The sequence below is a fragment of the Nitrospirillum viridazoti CBAmc genome, from assembly GCF_000730165.1.
GTDB lineage: Bacteria > Pseudomonadota > Alphaproteobacteria > Azospirillales > Azospirillaceae > Nitrospirillum > Nitrospirillum viridazoti.
This window is the reverse complement of the sequence record NZ_CP022111.1, coordinates 570,438-587,859: the sequence shown is the minus strand read 5'-3', so window position 1 is coordinate 587,859 and position 17,422 is coordinate 570,438. Positions and strand designations below refer to the sequence as shown.

Here is a 17,422-nt window from a genome sequence, read left to right as displayed (position 1 = left end):
TCATCGACCCGTGGGCGCGGCCGGCTCATAGGACGGCGGCGTGGCCGGCAAAGGCATGGTCTGTACCGGGGGCGGCACCACGGCCGGCGACGGTACCGGCGTGCCGCCAGTGGCGCCGGCGAAGATTTCCAGGCGGCTCATGCTGGCGCGCAGGGCGTCCGTCACCTCGCGCGCCCGGGTGGCGTCGCGCACGATGACCGGGCGCAGGAAGACCAGCAGCTCGGTCCGGCCCTTGGTATGGCCGTCGGTGCCGAACAGCTTGCCCAGCACCGGGATGTCGCGCAGGTAGGGGATGCCGGCGCCGTTGCGGCTGGAGGTGTCGCTGATCAGGCCGCCCAGGGCCACCGTCTCCCCATCCTGCACGTTCACCACGCTGGTGATCTTGCGCTGCTGGATGGTGGGGCTGTCGATGCCGGACGTGGTGGTGTTGGTCACGGTGCTGACCTCCTGGTTCACGTCCAGCACCACGGCGCCACTGCGGTTGATGCGGGGCGTCACTTCCAGGATCACGCCGGTGTCGTGATATTCGACGGAGTTCACCACGGCGCTGTCACTGGTCAGCGTGCTGGTGGCCGACTGCACCACCACCGGCACCTGGTCACCCACCTGCAGGCGCGCCGTCTCGTTGTTCAGCACCATCAGGCGGGGCGCCGACAACACCTGCACGTCGGTGACGCTGGACAGGGCGTTCAGTACCACCCGGGTATTGGGGGTCAGGAAGGTGTAGTTGAAGTTGGGGTAGCTGGCCCCCACGGTGGCGCCGTTGGTGTTGGAAAAGCCCGCCGTGCTGCTGCCCCGGTCCAGGAACCACTGGACACCGAAGTTCAGCTGGTCGTTCAGCGTCACCTCGGCGATCGTCGCCTCGATCAGCACCTGCTCGCGCGGTGCGTCCAGGCGGGTCAGCACCTGTTCCAGCAGGGCGTACTGCGCGCCTGAGCCGAAGATCAGCAGGGCGTTGCGCCGCTCATCCGCCACGACGCGCACGCCCTTCAGTTCCGATAGCCCATCCTCCTCCTCTCCGCCCCCGCCCGCGGCGCTGGGCAGGGTGGCCCCGCTGGCCACGGGGCTGGGCGGCGCGCTGGCGGCGGAACCGGAGGCGCCGGTGGCGGCGCTGCCGCTGGGCGGGCTGCTGCCGGCGCCGGTGGACAGCCCCCCTCGGCTGGCGGTCATCGCCGTGGTCGTCGTTGTGGACCGGCCGCCGGCGCGGCCCCGGCCCTGCTGCTCCGTCCCCTGCTGCTGCTCAGCACCGGCACGGCCCACCAGCCGGTTCAGGGCGTTGGCAAGCTCCACGGCGGACCCGTTCTGCACCTCATAGAAGTGCACCACCTTGCCACCGTCGGGGCCGGGTCGGTCCAGCCGGTCGATCCAGGTGCCCACGGTGGGCAGCAACTCCGGCCGCTTGGCCACCACCAGCAGGGCGTTCAGCCGGTTGATGGGCACGAAGTCGATCATGCCCTGCAAGGGTCCCCCGTCCAGTTGCAGCACACGGCGCAACTCCGCCTCCAGCCGAGCCGGCTCCACCGACTGCAGGGTGTGGAGGGAGAAGGACAGGCCGGCCAGCCAGTCGACATCGAAGCTGGCGACCAGTTGGGTGAAGGACTCGATCTCATGCGCCGTGCCGTTGACGATGAAGATGTTGCGGCCGGCGTCCGCCAGCTGGATGAAGCCCTGGCGGGTCAGGGGATGGACGATCTTGTCCAGTTCCGCCACCGAGACATGCCGGATGGGCACGATGGCGGTGCTGAAGCCCGCCGTGCGCTCCGCCGCCGAGGTGGTCTGCACCGGCGCCTGGCCGGCGGCGTCGGCCGCCGGCACCACCTGATAGAAGCCATCGCCGCCGATGATGGCGAAGCCCTGGGTGCGCAGGGCCGCGTCCACCGCCGCCAGCGCCTGCCCCCTTGCCAGCGGCCGGGTGGTACGGATGGTCACCTGGCCCTGCACCTTGGGATCGATGGTGTAATTCAGGCCCAGCATGCCGCCCAGGACGGCGTCGAGCACGGAACGGACATCGGCGTTGACGAAGTTCATCTCCACCGGCTCACCCGCGTCCGCACCGGCCGGGGTCACGCCCGAAACCGGCCGGGTCTGCCGCACCAGCTGCCCGGTACCGGTCACGGTCTGCGCCGGCACGCGCGGCGGCGGGGCATTGGGGCCGATGACGCTGCTGACCGGCGCGGTGGCGGCGGGTGGCGAGGACGGCAAGGGCGTGCCCGGCCCGCGGGTCACGGCGCTTTCCGTACAGCCGAACAAGGCCAGGCACGCGGCGAGCAGCAGGCGGGGCGGAGCACTGGGGTGGGCTGGGTTCATGGCTGCTGCCTGGGTGTACTGTCAGGAGGGGGCCGGGAGGGCGGATGGCTGGGCTGAGCATCCAACTGCTGGGGATCCGGCGGCGGCGGATTGGCGGCGGCGGGGCCGGTCGCCGGCGGCGCCCCGGAAGGCTTGGCCGAGGGCGCCGTCGGCCCCGGTACCACCCCGGATGGCGGCGGCGTGCCGGTGGCAGAAGGGGCGCCATTGGTGGGGGTCGCGCTTGGCGGCGGCGCTCGCCCGCCGGCAGCGCTGGCGGCGGGGGACGGTGTGGGCGCTGGCGTCGCCGCGGGCACAATGGGAACGCCCGCCGCGGGCGGCGGCGGCAAGACAAGGGGATAGTCGCGCACGGCCGCTCCCCGGCGCAGGCGCAGGGTAGCGCGGCCGATGGCCTCCACCGTCCAGCCCTGAAGGTCATCGCCCAGGCGCACGCTGAATGGCTTCTGCGTCTTGCGGTCCAGGCCGGTGGCAGCCCCGCCCGCAGCGCCGGTGACCACGCCCGTCACCTGCAGGTCCGGCCCATCCGGCGCCACCGCCCCCCCTCCCTTCAGGGGGGGCCGCCGGTCGGGCGTGAACAGAGGGCGCCGCGCCGCCTCCCCCGGCTCGGCGGACAGACCCATGGCGGTGGGGCCGGCCAGTGCCGGAACCGCCGGCAACGGCGCGCGGGCCCGCACCGGCTGGTCCGACGCATCGACGGCCACCGCCAGCGCCAGGCCGGCGCCAACCGCCAGCCCGGCCGCTGCCAGGATCAGCGCGGGCCGGTCAAGAGGCGGCCAGGTCGGCATAGACGTCGATCTCCAGCTCCAGGGTGACGGGACGGTCTTCGCCCGGCACGGGACCCGGCGCGGGGCCACGCGCGGCCCGGCCAAAACTAGGCCCGGCCGCCGCCGGTTCCGTCGCGTCGGCATGCACATGCACGGATCGCAGCAGCAAGCGGGGGCGCACGCCGTCCAGCGCCGCCACGGCGTTGGTCACGGCCACGGCGTCCCCCTCCGCCGCCACGGACAGGTGGATGCGGCGATAGGCACCGCGGCCCGCGTCCGATCGCGCCGTCAGGGTGCGGACGGTGACGCCGGCCTGCCGCAGGGCGCCGCGAATGTCGCCTTCGGCATCGGCCTGCACCGCCGCCACGTCCGCGCCCCTGCGCAGCAGGGTGTGTGTCCCCAGCGCCTGGTCGAACAGGGCCGCCCGGCGGCTGAGATCGTCGCGCTGGGTCAGCAGGGCGCGGGCACTTCCCAGCTGATCCAGGCGGGCGACGCGGCGGCTGGCCGCCTCCTGCACCCCGTCCACCAAGGGCGCCAGGTAGAGGTAGGGCGGCAGCGCCAGCAGGCACAGGGCGATGGCCAGCACGAACACGGGGCGCGGCGCGGCAGCGGCCATCTCACGGTCTCCCCACGGCAAGGCTGGTCGCCAGTGTGAAGTCGCGCACCGGGCCGCCGGACTGGCCGGCCACGGGCGCGGCCGGCGAGGCGGCCGCGGCGTCGGCGGGGTCGGTGAAATGCGGATCGGTGAAGGGGCCGGCCGCCCGGACGCGGGCCAGCACGTCGGCCAGGTCGGATGCCCGGCCCTGCAGGGTCACGGCCTGGGGCGTCAGCGTCACGTCCTTCAGCCAGACGCTGTCGGGCAGGGCCAGCGCCAGTTCATCCAGCACCTGGCCCCGGCCCGGCTGGGCCAGCAGCACGGCGGTCGCGGGGGCGTCGGGGCTAAGGAACAGAATGCGGTCGCGCAGGTCCTGCACGGCCCGCGCCTCCTTGGCCACCGCCGCCAGCTTCTGCTCCACGTTGGCGGTCTGCTGGTCCAGGATCCAGATGGCAACCGCGAAGGGAATGGGCAGGGCCAGCCAGAACAGGCCGGCGACCATGGCCATCCCCAAGGCCCGCCGGCGCACCCGCAGGGTGTTGAAGCGGAGGAATTCCGGCGCCCGTCCACCCGCCACCGACGCGGTGACGCCGGCCAAGGTCAGGCCCGCCGCCACCGCCGAGGCCAGTGCCGCCGACAGCACCGCCCGCCGCACCATGTAGACGCGGGCGATATAGGCGGATGCGGTCCCACCCCCGTCGCCCGGCGGCACCATCACCACGTCCCAGGCCAGCAGATCGGGACGCAGGGGCATGAAGCGATGGGCCTGCATCTCGACGAAGCCGCGCGCGTCGACGATGGCACCGCCCAGCCCGCCTTTAGGCAAGGGCACGTCCACCGTGTGCACGTCCGACGGATCCAGAACCAGGCGCACGGGCGCGCGCCCCGCCGGTGCGGTCACGCCGGCACCGCCGGGCGGCACGAACACGACCGGCACCTCCAGCCCCAGGGGCTGGCGCCAGCGGCGCGGCAAGGCCGCGACGACACCGTCGGCCAATCCGTCCATGGCCAGCACGGCCACGCGTTTCAGGCGGCTGGCCAGGGTGGGCATCTAGGCCCCTCCCGGGCGGCAGCCGCCCTGCACGGGATCGTAGGCGCACAGCACCCCGCCCCGCACCAGGGGGGCGGCGATCATGGGCGGCCACGGCGCCTCCCCCCCAGCCAGCGCCACGTCCAGCCGCACCAGGGCCGGGGCCCGGGAGGCGTCCGTCCAGCGGTCGGTCCAGGCGTGGGCCTGCGCATCGAAATAGGACCAGGCGATGCGCGTCGCGCCGCCGACCAGCACGCCGTCGCCCGGCGGCGGGCCGTCCGGGCGCAGGGGCGCCACCCGCAGGCGCAGGGCCAGATGGCCGGCCTGCCCCTCCACCGTCAGGGCGATGCGGTAGAGACCGCCCCGGCCCAGGCCGGTGGGCAGGGGCGCCAGCACGTCGAAATGCCGGGCGTCGCGTTCCAGCGGCGGCATGTCCCCCCCGGCCGCGCCCAGGTCGCCGGGCGTCAGGGCGTTGGTCACCAGGAAGCGGGTGAAGTCATGCACCCGGCCCAGGTCGGCGGCGGCGCGTTGCAGGGCGCCGCTGCGGTCGGCCATGCGGTTCATCAGGGGCAGGAGGCCCACGGCCGCCACAGCCAGCATGCCCAGCAGGGCCAGGGCCACCAGTGCCTCCACCAGGGTCATGCCCTGGCGGCTGTTGGGGGCATTTCGGATCGCGCGGGCCATCGCCGTCATCGCGTGTCGTCCACCACGGCCCGGCTGGTGACGACCGCCAATACGGACCCCTCCGTTCCCCGCGCCGTCCCAGGCGCGTCTGTAACTGTGCCTGTCATTGTCCGGGGCGGCGGGGCCATGTCGCGGACTTCTACCCGATAGTCCCGGTCGCCGGTCGGGGAAACGGCCACCGGCACAATTTTGACACGGTAGGGCAGGCCCCCTTCCGTCCCCTCCAGCGGCACGTCCGTGGCCCGGTCGGCCAAGGGGATGGCAACACCCGCCTCCGCCGCCACCGACTGGGCCAGGCGCAAGGCCGCCGTCTCCCCCCACGCCTGCCGCGCCGCCCAGGCGCCGGACCAGGCGGACTGCATCAGCAGCGCCGTGCCCAGGCCGAAGATGGCCAGGGCGATGAGCATTTCCAGCAGGGTGAAGCCGGCCGCGCGGCGCATGGGCATTTCCGTCAATCTGGCCCCTTCCTATTCGCGGTGGACGGTGCCCAGCGGCCAGTCCACCCGCACGGTGGCGGCGCGGTCGCCCTCGCTGAGACGGATTTCGGCGCCGGGGGACCAGCCGCCGGGCAGGAACACCACGGCGCCGGGTCGGCCGGCATCGGCGCTGTCGATGGTCAGGGTCACGGCGGCGATGCGGCGCAGCCGCCGGCCGGCGGCACCGCCGGTGGGATGCTTCAGGTCATCCAGGGAAAAGGCCACCGGCTGGCCGGTCACCATGGCCTCCACCTGCCGGTTGCGCAGCTCATCCTCAAGCGCGGAGACGGCGGCGCTGAAGCGCAGGCCGGGCAGGCGGTCCTGGATGCCCAGGGCCAGGGCCGCCCCCAGGATGCCCAGGATCACCAGCACCACCAGCACCTCGACCAGCGTGAAGCCGGCCGCATGCCGCGGTGGGACCTCGACCGGCATGATGACCTACCAGCTGGTGACATCGCGGGCGTCGCCCTCGCCGCCCGGGGCGTTGTCGCTGCCATAGGTGAAGATGTCGTAGGCGCCGTGGTCGCCCGGCACCTTGTAGCGGTAGGCGTTGCCCCAGGGATCGATCAGGGCCTGGCGCTTGCGCAGGTAGGGCCCGCGCCAGCTGGCGTCGCCGGCGGGCGCGGTCACCAGCGCGTCCAGCCCCTCTTGCGTCGTGGGATAGCGGCCGACATCGACGTAGAACAGGTCGACGGCCGCCACCAGGGTGTTGATCTGGGCCTGCGCCGCCTCCCCCTTCGCTTTTCCTAAGCGGGCGACCAGGTTGGGGGCGACCAGCAGGCCCAACAGGCCGATGATCACCAGCACCACCAGCACCTCGACCAGGGTGAACCCCCGCTGCCTCCCGCGGTTACGACGGAAGATGGGGTTCAGGTCCAGGGTGTCAGAGGGCGATGTCATTCAGGCTGAGGATCCCCGCGATGAGGGCGGCGAAGATGCCGCCGACCATGCCGCCGAGAACAAGGGTTAGGACGGGCGTCACCAAAGACAAGGCCCTATCCAGCGCTACGCCCCTTTCGCGCTCCAACACTTTCGACAGATCCAGCAGGCCCTGGGGCAGGCTGGCGGTCTGTTCCGCCATGGCCAGCATGCGCGACAGGCGACGGGGGAACAGCGGTTCGGCCTGCACCGCCCGGCTGAGGTCGGACCCGCCGCGCACGGCGACGCGCACCCGGTCGGCGGCGCCGGCCAGCGCGCGGTTGGCGACGCAGCCGCCGGCGGTGGCCAGGGCGGAGGCCAGCGGCACCCCGCCGCTGAGCAGGCTGGCCAGCGTACGGGTGTAGAGCGCCAGCTGGGCGTCCCCGATCAGCCGGCCCAGGGGGCCCGTGGCCACCAGCAGCATGCGGTCCATGCGCAGGCGCAACTCGGGCTGGCGGTAGGCGCGCAAGGTCGCCAGCATGGCCAGGGCGCCGCCCGCCAGCAGGCCGGGGCCGAAGCGGCCCAGCAGGTCACCGATGGCCAGGACGGCGGCGGTGGCGGCGGGCAGTTTGGCCTTGCTGCCGGCGAACAGATCCTGGAACTGCGGCAGGACATAACCGGCCATCAGGGCCAGGGCCGCCAGGGTCAGAAGGCCGATCAGGGCGGGATAGGTCATGGCGCTGATCAGGCACTGGCGGAACTGAGCGCGGTCCTCCTCCAAGCTCGCCAGGTGGCCCAGGGCAGCGGCCAGGGATCCGCCCTGCTCCCCCGCCGCGACCATGCCCACGAACTCCGGCGGGAAGACCCCGCGCTGGGCGGTCAAGGCGGCCGCCAGGCTGTCGCCGGCGCGCACCCGGGCGCGAATCTCACCCACCAGGGCAGCGGCGGCCGGACGCGGCATCTGGTCGGCGACCAGGCCCAGGGCCGGTTCCAGGGCGAAGCCGGCGGAGACCAGGTTGGCCAGGTCCCGCACCAGGGACAGCCGTTCCGCCCGCTTGAGGCCCTTGGCGCCACCCCCGCCGAAGGCGCGACCGGCCCCTTCCGCCTTGATCGACAGCGGCGTCAGGCCGCGCTGCATCAGCTGATCGACGGCTGCGCGGCGGTCGGCGGCTTCGATGGTGCCCCGGCTGGCGCGGCCATTGGCGTCGACGGATCGGTAGGTGAAGTTGGTCATGGCCATCGTCGTCATTTTTCTTAATCCGCTTTGGTCACGCGCAAAATTTCTTCAGGCGTTGTTACACCGTCCAACACCCGCTGCAGGCCGTCCTGGTACAGGGGCACCATGCCGCCGGTCGACACCGCCGCCGCCTCGATCTCAGCCGACGACGCCCCCTGGCGGATCAGCGCCCGCACCTGGTCGTTGACGGGCAGCCACTCGGCGATGGCGCAGCGGCCGCGATAGCCCGTGCCGTTGCAGGCGGGGCAGCCCACGGCGCGATAGACCGTGGTCGGGCGCGCCGGCAGGCCCAGTGACGCCGCCGCCTCGGCCGACAGGGCCTGGGGCTGGCGGCAGTGGGGGCACAGGGTGCGCACCAGGCGCTGGGCCAGCACGCCGTTGAGGGTGGAGGCCAGCAAATAGGGGTCCACCCCCATATCCATCAGGCGCGGCACCGCGCCGGCGGCGTCGTTGGTGTGCAGGGTGGACAGCACCAGGTGGCCGGTCAGGGCCGCCTGCACCGCCACCTTGGTGGTCTCACCATCGCGCATCTCACCAACCAGGATGACGTCGGGATCCTGGCGCAGGAAGCTGCGCAGGGCATGGGCGAAGGTCAGGCCGATGCCCGGCTTCACCTGGGTCTGGTTGATGCCGTCCAGCAAATATTCCACCGGATCCTCGACGGTCAGGATCTTGCGGCGGGCGGCGTCCATGCCGCGCAGGCCGGCATAGAGGGTGGTGGTCTTGCCGCTGCCGGTGGGCCCCGTCACCAGCACGATGCCGTGGGGGCGGTCCAGCTCGGCCGCCAGCGGGTCCGCCACCCAGGCCGGCAGGCCCAGGTTGTCCAGCCGGCCGCCGGCGGTCTGCTGGTCCAGGATGCGCATCACCACATCCTCGCCATGCACGGTGGGGGTGGTGGAGACGCGGAAGTCGATCTCGCGGCCCTGCAGGGTCTGGCGGATGCGGCCGTCCTGGGGCAGGCGCCGCTCACCGATGTCCAGGCCGGCCATGACCTTGACGCGGGTGATGAAGCCGGCGGCCACGCGCCGGGGCAGCACCTCGGCCTCGCGCAGGATGCCGTCGACGCGGTGGCGGACGACCAGGCGGTCGGCCATGGGCTCGACATGGATGTCGGTGGCGCCCGCGGCCAGCGCCGCCTGGATGGCGTTGCCCACCAGGCGCACCACCGGTCCCTCGCTGGCCAGGTCCCGCAGGCGCTCGGCGTCGCCCTCCAGCAGGTCGGGTATCTCGGCCTGGTTGGCGGCGGCCGGTGCGGCCTCATACAGGCGGTCCAGCGCTGCGGCGATGGCGGTGCCGGTCATGACCACGGGACGCACCGGGCGACCAGCAAGGAAGGCGGCTGCCTTCAGCGCCTGGGTATCCAGCGGGTCGGCCACGGCGAACACGGCCTGGGTGCCGTCGCCAGAGGCGCCGCCCGCGGTCAGGGGCAGCATCAGCTTGGTCTTCAGGAAGGACAGGTTGGCCGTTTCCATCATCACCGGCGCCTCGGGCAAATGGTCGGCCGGCCACAGCGCCAGGCCCAGGGCCTGGGCGTACGCCCCCGCCATATGCTCTTCCGACACCAGACCCAAATCCACCAGCCGGCGGTCCACCCGGCCACCCGCCGCCTGCGCACGCGCCACCGCGCCGTTGGCCAGCTGGCCCTGTGCCGCCAGCGCGGACAGGACGTGGGTCAAGGGGTCGTCCTGGTGGTCGTGCCGCTGCATGGTATCGGTAACAGCACGGACAGCTGAATGTTGATGGGCGGTCACGTAGTATACCTTTTAAAACTGGATGCCGAATATGCCGGGTGCTTTGCTAGGGAATAGTTCTAGGTCGTAAAGGTTAATATATCGCGAAGGGCCTAGGTCTCTGCGCCTAGCCCTTAGGGGGTAGTTTTGACCCATGAATCGGGGACGCCCCCTCATCCTCTTGAAAATTCTATATGAATCAGGCGATAACAGTCTGTGAACAGGTGGGATAAGCTGGTGTTTTGGCCCCCGCCTACGCCTTTCATCTAGGCATGACCCAGGCCTCGGCAAGGCATCTTGCTTAACAACAAAGACAATATTCATAAAATTTTAGATTTAATGCCGGCGGCACATTTACCAAAATCTGCCGATAGGTACTTGAATCGTTTCGGATTTTCTTGAGCGCCTAATTTATAGACACGTCCATTTAGATGCGCCGCCGGTCAAAACCCACAATAAAACGTTGCTGATCCTTCCTGTGGGAAGACCACCCTTGAACTGGACGCATTGCTGAACGGATTTCGTAAGATCGTATCCTAAATACAATCTAAGGCTTCCAGCAACTTGCGCGACCGGGCCAACAGATCGATGAACGCCGCATCCTGGATCTTGGCCAGCCGCACGGCGAAGGCCACGGCCTCAGGGTCGCGTTGGCCGGACAGCTCGTGCAGGGCCCGCGCCCGCTCCAGCCCCGCCGCCAAGCTGGTGTACCAGGAGACCAGGTCGCGCGGCAGCGGCGTGGGCAGGTAACCCACCGTGCTGCCCAGGGCACGGAACACGGGCATATAGTCACGGTCACCGCGGAAGGCGTGATGCACGACCGATGGCGCGTCGCCGCAAGCCTGCAGGTCGGCGCGCAGCATCGACAGGTAATTCTCCTCGATATGCTGCGACAGGGCGCCGATCTCGCCAATCAGGGCGCAGGCGATGTTGCGCTTGGCCCGCAGGCGCACGCGCCGCTCATGGAAGGTATTGGCGACGAAGCCCGAGAAGCCGCCGACCACCCCACCGGCGACGGCACCCGATATCTGCAACCATGGCAATTCCACCATCCCATCCCCCTTGCGCCTGCCCTGCCGGACAATATCGGTTCACAAGGCCCAAGCGCCGTTAGCCAGGGCCAGCTAACCGTTATATCAACCTGTGAGACCGGGTGCCTGCCTTGACCGGCGCCGGCGGCGCCGGTCATAAATTGCGTGATATCCAAATTTTCAGCTCAATTTTCAGCCCAATTTTCAGAAGGACAGGGCCCCCGTGGATCCCACCAAGACGCCGTCGCCCTGGGCCGTGCGCGAACAGGTCGACCGGCTGCGGGCCAGCCCCCAGTTCGCCGGGTCGGAACGGCTGCTGGCCTTCCTGCACTTCATCGTCGAGGAGACGCTGAAGGACGGTGGCGCCACCTTGAGGGAAGCGGTGATCGGCAACGCCGTCTATGGCCGCGAACCGCCCTACGACCCCCGTATCGACAGCACCGTGCGGGTGGAGGCGCGGCGCCTGCGCCGCAAGCTGGAGGATCACTACGCCGGCCCCGGCCGGGCCGATCCGGTGGTCGTCAGCCTACCGACCGGCGGCTACGTCCCGCACTTCACCCTGAACACCACGCCGCCGGCTGTGGAGACGGACGCGCCGGCACCCCTGGCGGAAGGCCCGACCTACACCCCCGGTTTCGGCGCCGCCGTGGCTGTCATGCCGCTGCGGGCGCTGAGCCGCGCGCCGGGGGATGAAAGCTTCGCCGACGGCCTGACGGATGAATTGATCTACGCCCTGGGCCGGGCACAGGGCCTGCGCGTCGCCTCGCGCGCGGTCGCCTTCCAGGCACACGACCAGGGCTGGACCGTGCCGGCCCTGGCGCGCGAGCTGGGGGTGGACGCCGTGCTGCAGGGCACGGTGCGCCGCCAGGACGGTATGCTGCGCGTGACGGTGGAGGTGTCGAACCCCAAGGGTTTCGTCATCTGGTCCGACCGCTTCGACGCCCCCGACCACGAGCACCTGCGCCTGCAGGAACGCATCGCCGCCACGGTGCTGAGCCGGGTGCGCCTGGACACCAGCGCCATGCGCGCCTCGCGCATCGCCCCCGGCCCGGTGGCGCTGGAGGCGCACGCCCGCGTCTACCGCGCCCGCCAGCTGCTGGACCAGCAGACGCCGGCCGCCTTGTATGAGGCGCTGGAGATCTTCCAGCGGGTGGCGGAGGGGGCGGCCGACTACGCCCGGGGCCATTCGGGCGTGGCCGACTGCCAGTGCGACCTGTTCCGCCTGGGCCTTGTCGGCCATGCCGAGGCCAAGGCGACGGCCGATGCCGCCGTGCGGCGCGCCCTGGAAATCGATCCCCAGTCGGTGGAGGCGCTGACGGCGCGGGCCACCGTGGCCGCCTGGCTGGACCGCGACGCCCCGGCGGCGGAGGCGGACTTCGCCCGCGCCCTGCGCTTGGGCGATCACGCCCGCGCCGCCCGCCTCTACGGCGTCCTTCTCACCATCCTCGACCGGCAGGAGGAGGCGGAGCACTTATTCCGCGAAGCCCGCGCCATCGAGCCCTTTTCCGTGCAGCAGGACATCGCGGAGGCCATCAGCCACTATCAGGGCCGCCGCCATGCCCATCTGATCGCCACCGGGCCCCAAGCGGACGGACAGGCGGCGGGCATGTCGGCGGAGGTGCTGGTCTGCCGCGCCCTGGCCCATGTCTTCGGCGGCGACCCCGACGGCGCCCGGGCCCTGGTCGGCCCCATTGAACGCGCCACCGCCAAGCACCCCGACCTGGTTTACGCCCGTGCGGAGATCGAGGCCTGGCTGGGCGAGCCGGAGCGGGGCTGGCGCCTGCTGGCCACATCCGACACCGTTCCCGCCACCGCCTTCACCCGCGCCACCTTGGCCGCCGCCCTGAACGAGGAGGCGCGCGGCCTGGCGGCCCTCAATCACGCCATCGACCGGCGGGAGCTGTCGACCGTCTGGCTGCGCACCGACAGCCGCTTCGACGCCTGGCGCGACCGCCCGGGATTCCAGGCGGTGATGGACCGGCTGCTGCCGCCCAAGGCGGCGGTCCAGGCAGGCTAACCGTAAGCGCCGGATGGCTCACTCCATCCCCGCCGGCCCCCGCCCCTAGCATTGGTCCCCGAGAGGCAACCGGAGGATGGCTTCCGGGGAAATGGGGAGTGGTGCTGATGGGGTTGACACTTGGAATGTCACAGCGCCCGCCGCGGGCCTGACATGGCGGTACGCCGCACGCTCGACCGGATGCGCGCCCTGGACCGCGCTTGGAACGACCGGCGCTGGCACGACTATGCCGAGTTCCTGGGGGAGGATTTGGTGGCGCACGGCGATGGTGCGGCACCACCCCTGCACAAGCGCGCGCACATTGATCAGGCCATCCGCTTCTGCGCCGCCTTCCCCGATGCCCGCATCCATGTGGAGTCTTACCTGGAATTGTTCAGCAGCCACGACGGCCACCACAGCTGCGCCGTGGCGCGGCTGACCGGCACCGCCAGCGGCGGCCTGACCCTGCCCGCCGACCTGCTGGATGGACCCGACGCCGCCCCGCTCAAGCGGGCCTTCGACGTGCCGCGCCTGGCCATCTGCCGGTGGGAGCAGGGCTGGATCGTCGACTACCGCGTCCATCTGGACACCTCGCTGATGCTGCATCAGCTGCGCGATCCGGCGGCGGCCCCATGACGGTCACCGGCGACGACTATGCGTTCCGGCCGGAGGAGCGGCCGACCTTCGTCGGCTCGCCCGCCGCGCCGGCGCACCCGCTGGGCCGCCGGCTGGGTTATGCCGCCGTCGCCGTGCTGGTGGGGGTGGCGGCCACCCTGGGCAACGCGCTGGTGAACGTGAACCTGGCCAGCCTGTCCGGCGCGCTGGGCGTCTACATCGACCAGGCCAGCTGGCTTCCCGCCCTCTATGTCGCCTTCAACGCCGGCGCCAACCTGATGCTGGTGAAGGCGCGGGTGCAATTCGGCATTCCGGCGGTGACCGGCACACTGTTGATCGCCTACGCCCTGGCCGGCCTATTGCAATTCGTCGTTCCCGGCTTCGCCGCCGCCGCCATCATCCGCGCGGTCAGCGGCATGACGGCGGCCGGCCTGACCACCATGACCATTTACAATCTGCTGCAGGTGTTTCCCGGCCGCCTGCGGCCCCTGTCCCTGGTCATCGGCATCGGCCTGACCCAGCTGGGCACGCCGCTGGCCCGCCTGGTGCCGGTGGAGATGTTGGCGCTGCACCAGTGGCAGGGCCTGCATCTGATGGAGATCGGCATCGCGCTGGCGGTGCTGGCCGCCATCACCGCCCTGCCCCTGCCGCCCAGCGACCGCGCGCCCGCCTTCCAGCCGCTGGACTTCGCCATCATCGGCCTGATGCTGCCCTGCCTGGTGCTGGTCTGCGGCGTGCTGGGCCAGGGCCGCCTGCTGTGGTGGGTGGACACGCCCTGGCTGGGCTGGGCGCTGGCGGCGGCCGTGCCCCTGTTCACCCTGGCTTGGCTGATCGAGCGGCGGCGCAACCGGCCGCTGATCCGCGTCCACTGGCTGACCACGCTGGACATGGCGCGCTTCGCCGCCGCCGCGTTGCTGGTGCGGGTATCATTGGCGGAGCAGACCTATGGCGCGGTCGGCCTGCTGACGGCGGGCGGCCTGATCAACGATCAGCTGCACCCCCTGTTCGCCATCGTGGCCGTGGCCATGCTGGGCGGCACGCTGACGGCCGCCTTGACCCTGTCGGAACAGCGCCTGCCCTATCAGGTCATCGCGGCGTCGCTGCTGATCGCTGCCGGCGCTTGGCTGGACAGCGACGCCACCAGCCTGGTGCGCCCGCCGCAGCTGTACCTCAGCCAGGCGCTGATCGCCTTCGGCACCACGCTGTTCATCGGGCCGGCCCTGGTGCTGGGCTTCCTGCGCATGGTGGCGAAGGGGCCGGACCACCTGGTCACCTTCATGGTGCTGTTCAGCATCACCCAAAACGTGGGCGGGCTGGCGGGCTCCGCCCTGCTGGGCAGCCTGCAGGTGGCCTCATCCCATTGGCATGCCCAAACCCTGTCGGAACATCTGGTGGCGTCCGACCCGCAGGTGGTGGCCCGCCTGGCGATGGGGGGCGGCGGCCCGCTGGGCCAAGCCCTGGGGCGCGAGGCCGCCGTGCTGGCCTTCAACGATGTCTTCCTATTCGTGGCCGGCCTGGCGCTGCTGAACGCGCTTTATGTCGGCTACCTCGTCCTGTTCAACACCCTGCGCCGGAGACGCGGATCATGAGCGCCCCCGATACCCACCATTACTGGCATCCGCCCCGGCGCGGCCGGCTGACCGCCCTGGCCATCCTGGCCGTAGCCGTCGGCGCCATCCTGGCCCTGCTGGCCGCCTGGCGGCTGCCACCCTTCGCCGGCGCGGTGGAAGCGACGGAGAACGCCTACATCCGGGGCCGCACCACAGTGATCGCCCCGCAGGTCAGCGGCTATGTCGTGGCGGTGCTGGTCGGCGACTACGCCCACGTCAAGGCCGGCCAGGTGCTGGCCCGCATCGACGACCGCATCTACCGCGCCCGGGTGGACCAGGCCCAGGCCACCCTGGCGGCGCAGCGCGCGGCCCTGGCCAACAGCGCGCAGGCCCACGCCGCCCGCACCGCCAGCCTGGCGGGCCAGACGGCCAACCTGGCCAACGCCCGCGCCCAGCTGGCCCGCGCCCAGGCCGATATGGCCCGCGTGACCGACCTGGTGCGCGACGGCTCCGTCTCCATCCGGGAGCGCGACCAGACCCAGGCCGCCCTGGCCCAGGCCGAAGCGCAGGTGCGCCAGGCCGAGGCGGGGGGCGAGATCGCCCGCCAGGACGTGCGCACGGTGGACGTGGGCCGCGACGGGCTGCAGGCCCAGGTGGAGGCGGCGCAGGCCCAGCTGACCCTGGCGGAGATCGATTTGGACCATACGGTGATCTACGCCCCCGAGGACGGCCAGGTGGGCGAGGTCGGCGTGCGCCTGGGCCAGTACGTCACCAACGGCACCCAGTTCCTGTCCCTGGTGCCGGACGACCGTTGGATCATCGCCAACTACAAGGAGGCGCAGACCGCGCACATGGCCGTGGGCCAGCCGGCGCGCTTCACCGTCGACGCGCTGGACGGGGCCGAACTGACCGGCACGGTGGAGATGCTGTCGCCGGCCGCCGGTTCCGAATTCGCAGTGCTGAAGCCCGACAACGCCACCGGCAACTTCATCAAGGTGCCGCAGCGCATTGGCGTGCGCATCGCCATCACCCCCGGCCAACCCTTGGCCGACCACCTGCGCCCCGGCATGTCGGTGGAGACGCGGGTGGATACCGCCGGCGGAGCCAAGCCCGGTGGGACCGCGCCGGGGGCCGCACGATGAGACGGCTGGCCCATCCCCTGGCGCTTCTTCTGCTGTGCGCCTGCACCGGTCCCAGGCCGGAGGCGCCACTGACCGCCGCCGTGGAGCCGCCATCTGCCTGGCGCGGTCGCGACACCGCCGATGGCGCCGTGGAGGCCGCCTGGTGGCGGGCCTTCGGCGACCCGGTGCTGACCCGCATCGTCGACCAAGCCCTGGCCAACAACACCGACGTGATGGCGGGGGCCGCCCACGTGGCGGAAGCGCGGGCGCAATACCGCCTGGCGGAGGCCCAGCGCCTGCCCAACGTGGTCTTCGCCGCCGCCGGCGGCCGGCAGCGCGATGTCAGCCCCTTTGGTCAGCCGCGCCAGCAGACGGCCGGACAGTGGCAAGCCACTGCCGCCTATGACCTGGACCTGTTCGGTCGCCTCGAAGATGCCAGCGAAGCCGCCCGCGCCGCCCTGCTGGCAACGGAGGCGGCGCATGACAGCGTGCGCCTGGCGGTCGCCGCCTCGGCGGCCGCCGGCTATGTCGGGCTGCGGGCATTGGACGCCCGGCTGGATGTGCTGAAACGCACCCTGGCTGCGCGCGAAGCCTCCTTGCACCTGGCCCGGCGGCGGGCGGAGACGGGTTACGCCGCCCAGCTGGACCTGGCGCAGGCGCAAGCCGAATATGAGGCCACGGCCCAGCTCATCCCCGCCACCGAACTGGCCATCACCCGGCAGGAGGATGGCCTGAGCCTGCTGCTGGGCGAGAACCCGCGCGCCATAGAGCGTGGGTTGGACTTGACCGGCCTGACGCCGCCGCCGGTGCCGGCGGGCCTGCCCGCCGACCTGCTGCGCCGCCGGCCGGACATCGCCCAGGCGGAACAGCAACTGGTGGCGGCCGACCACGGCCTGGACGCGGCACGCGCCGCCTTCCTGCCCGACGTGCAGCTGAGCGCCGCCGGCGGCACCGTGGTCAGCAGCCTGATCGACCCGGTCAACGTCTTCACCCTGGGCGGCAGCATCCTGGCACCCCTGTTCGACAGCGGCCGCCTGCAGGCCCAGGCCGACGGCGCGGCAGCCCGGCGGGATGCCGCCGCCTTCGGCTATCGCAAGGCCGCCCTGACCGCCTTCCGCGAGGTGGAGGACGGGCTGGCCGGCGTGCAGCGCAGCGGGGAGCAGGAGGCGGTGCTGTTACGCCAGCGCGATGCCCTGGCCCGCACCCTGACCATCGCCACCAGCCGCTACCGCGCCGGCTATTCCCCCTATCTGGAACAGCTGGATGCCGAGCGCGGCCTACTGTCGGTTGAGCTGGCCCTGGTGCAGTCGCGCGCCGACCGGCTGGCCGCCGCCATCACCCTGGCCCAGGCGCTGGGCGGTGGCTGGCGGCCACCAACGGCCCCGCCCTGAAGAAACCGGCGTGGTGCAAGGTGTGGCCCATGCCGTCCGG

At 71.7% G+C, this 17,422-nt stretch carries 16 protein-coding genes; 5 read left to right on the top strand and 11 right to left on the bottom strand.

Translation table 11 applies throughout. From position 1 onward, the window contains the following. From gspD to Y958_RS15965, 11 genes are all read right to left on the bottom strand, one after another. Entirely contained in the window at positions 1-2,307 is a 2,307-nt protein-coding gene (gene gspD / locus Y958_RS16015) for a type II secretion system secretin GspD (protein WP_088873032.1), read from the bottom strand. Further along, positions 2,304-3,089, bottom strand: coding sequence for a hypothetical protein (locus tag Y958_RS16010; protein ID WP_088873031.1), 786 nt, complete (start codon positions 3,087-3,089; stop codon positions 2,304-2,306). The genes gspD and Y958_RS16010 overlap by 4 nt, the downstream gene beginning before the upstream one ends. Then, positions 3,067-3,684, bottom strand: a complete 618-nt coding sequence (locus tag Y958_RS16005; RefSeq protein ID WP_088873030.1) for a GspMb/PilO family protein — start codon at positions 3,682-3,684, stop codon at positions 3,067-3,069. The genes Y958_RS16010 and Y958_RS16005 overlap by 23 nt, the downstream gene beginning before the upstream one ends. A gap of 1 nt (position 3,685) precedes the next feature. Next, the gene (locus tag Y958_RS16000; protein ID WP_088873029.1) at positions 3,686-4,714 is read right to left on the bottom strand and encodes a PilN domain-containing protein; all 1,029 of its coding nucleotides are present in this window, start codon (positions 4,712-4,714) and stop codon (positions 3,686-3,688) included. Continuing rightward, positions 4,715-5,386 carry a prepilin-type N-terminal cleavage/methylation domain-containing protein gene (locus Y958_RS15995; RefSeq protein ID WP_088873028.1) on the bottom strand — a complete coding sequence of 224 codons (672 nt, stop codon included), beginning with the start codon at positions 5,384-5,386 and terminating at the stop codon, positions 4,715-4,717. Beyond that, positions 5,383-5,817 (bottom strand): type II secretion system protein, encoded by a 435-nt coding sequence (locus Y958_RS15990; RefSeq protein WP_186291430.1) that lies wholly within the window; start codon positions 5,815-5,817, stop codon positions 5,383-5,385. The genes Y958_RS15995 and Y958_RS15990 overlap by 4 nt, the downstream gene beginning before the upstream one ends. Positions 5,818-5,844: 27 nt before the next feature. Next, a complete protein-coding gene (locus Y958_RS15985) occupies positions 5,845-6,285 on the bottom strand; it encodes a prepilin-type N-terminal cleavage/methylation domain-containing protein (protein ID WP_088873026.1) in 441 nt (146 codons plus the stop codon). 6 nt (positions 6,286-6,291) lie between these two features. Continuing rightward, the gene (gene gspG, locus Y958_RS15980; protein WP_186291429.1) at positions 6,292-6,753 is read right to left on the bottom strand and encodes a type II secretion system major pseudopilin GspG; all 462 of its coding nucleotides are present in this window, start codon (positions 6,751-6,753) and stop codon (positions 6,292-6,294) included. Next, a complete protein-coding gene (locus tag Y958_RS15975) occupies positions 6,737-7,960 on the bottom strand; it encodes a type II secretion system F family protein (RefSeq protein ID WP_088873025.1) in 1,224 nt (407 codons plus the stop codon). Before Y958_RS15975 ends, gspG begins: the two co-directional genes overlap by 17 nt. A 5-nt stretch (positions 7,961-7,965) precedes the next feature. Beyond that, entirely contained in the window at positions 7,966-9,654 is a 1,689-nt protein-coding gene (locus Y958_RS15970; RefSeq protein WP_088873024.1) for a GspE/PulE family protein, read from the bottom strand. A gap of 560 nt (positions 9,655-10,214) precedes the next feature. Further along, positions 10,215-10,730, bottom strand: coding sequence for a hypothetical protein (locus Y958_RS15965; protein WP_088873023.1), 516 nt, complete (start codon positions 10,728-10,730; stop codon positions 10,215-10,217). Between the two features lie 202 nt (positions 10,731-10,932). Between Y958_RS15965 and Y958_RS32010 the strand changes: the two genes are divergently transcribed. From Y958_RS32010 to Y958_RS15940, 5 genes are all read left to right on the top strand, one after another. Next, positions 10,933-12,726 carry a hypothetical protein gene (locus Y958_RS32010; RefSeq protein ID WP_186291428.1) on the top strand — a complete coding sequence of 598 codons (1,794 nt, stop codon included), beginning with the start codon at positions 10,933-10,935 and terminating at the stop codon, positions 12,724-12,726. A 153-nt stretch (positions 12,727-12,879) separates the two neighbouring features. Further along, a complete protein-coding gene (locus tag Y958_RS15955; RefSeq protein WP_088873022.1) occupies positions 12,880-13,341 on the top strand; it encodes an ester cyclase in 462 nt (153 codons plus the stop codon). Next, positions 13,338-14,909, top strand: a complete 1,572-nt coding sequence (locus tag Y958_RS15950; protein ID WP_088873021.1) for an MFS transporter — start codon at positions 13,338-13,340, stop codon at positions 14,907-14,909. The genes Y958_RS15955 and Y958_RS15950 overlap by 4 nt, the downstream gene beginning before the upstream one ends. After that, a complete protein-coding gene (locus Y958_RS15945) occupies positions 14,906-16,012 on the top strand; it encodes an HlyD family secretion protein (protein WP_088873020.1) in 1,107 nt (368 codons plus the stop codon). Before Y958_RS15950 ends, Y958_RS15945 begins: the two co-directional genes overlap by 4 nt. Beyond that, positions 16,009-17,382, top strand: a complete 1,374-nt coding sequence (locus Y958_RS15940) for an efflux transporter outer membrane subunit (protein ID WP_088873019.1) — start codon at positions 16,009-16,011, stop codon at positions 17,380-17,382. The genes Y958_RS15945 and Y958_RS15940 overlap by 4 nt, the downstream gene beginning before the upstream one ends. The last annotated feature ends 40 nt before the right edge of the window (positions 17,383-17,422 follow it).

Excerpts from the sequence above, each read along its gene's own strand:
- gspD (WP_088873032.1), bottom strand. The coding sequence starts at position 2,307 with ATGAACCCAGCCCACCCCAGTGCTCCGCCCCGCCTGCTGCTCGCCGCG.
- Y958_RS16010 (WP_088873031.1), bottom strand. The coding sequence starts at position 3,089 with ATGCCGACCTGGCCGCCTCTTGACCGGCCCGCGCTGATCCTGGCAGCG.
- Y958_RS16005 (WP_088873030.1), bottom strand. The coding sequence starts at position 3,684 with ATGGCCGCTGCCGCGCCGCGCCCCGTGTTCGTGCTGGCCATCGCCCTG.
- Y958_RS16000 (WP_088873029.1), bottom strand. The coding sequence starts at position 4,714 with ATGCCCACCCTGGCCAGCCGCCTGAAACGCGTGGCCGTGCTGGCCATG.
- Y958_RS15995 (WP_088873028.1), bottom strand. The coding sequence starts at position 5,386 with ATGACGGCGATGGCCCGCGCGATCCGAAATGCCCCCAACAGCCGCCAG.
- Y958_RS15990 (WP_186291430.1), bottom strand. The coding sequence starts at position 5,817 with ATGCGCCGCGCGGCCGGCTTCACCCTGCTGGAAATGCTCATCGCCCTG.
- Y958_RS15985 (WP_088873026.1), bottom strand. The coding sequence starts at position 6,285 with ATGCCGGTCGAGGTCCCACCGCGGCATGCGGCCGGCTTCACGCTGGTC.
- gspG (WP_186291429.1), bottom strand. The coding sequence starts at position 6,753 with ATGACATCGCCCTCTGACACCCTGGACCTGAACCCCATCTTCCGTCGT.
- Y958_RS15975 (WP_088873025.1), bottom strand. The coding sequence starts at position 7,960 with ATGACGACGATGGCCATGACCAACTTCACCTACCGATCCGTCGACGCC.
- Y958_RS15970 (WP_088873024.1), bottom strand. The coding sequence starts at position 9,654 with ATGCAGCGGCACGACCACCAGGACGACCCCTTGACCCACGTCCTGTCC.
- Y958_RS15965 (WP_088873023.1), bottom strand. The coding sequence starts at position 10,730 with ATGGTGGAATTGCCATGGTTGCAGATATCGGGTGCCGTCGCCGGTGGG.
- Y958_RS15955 (WP_088873022.1), top strand. The coding sequence starts at position 12,880 with ATGGCGGTACGCCGCACGCTCGACCGGATGCGCGCCCTGGACCGCGCT.
- Y958_RS15950 (WP_088873021.1), top strand. The coding sequence starts at position 13,338 with ATGACGGTCACCGGCGACGACTATGCGTTCCGGCCGGAGGAGCGGCCG.
- Y958_RS15945 (WP_088873020.1), top strand. The coding sequence starts at position 14,906 with ATGAGCGCCCCCGATACCCACCATTACTGGCATCCGCCCCGGCGCGGC.
- Y958_RS15940 (WP_088873019.1), top strand. The coding sequence starts at position 16,009 with ATGAGACGGCTGGCCCATCCCCTGGCGCTTCTTCTGCTGTGCGCCTGC.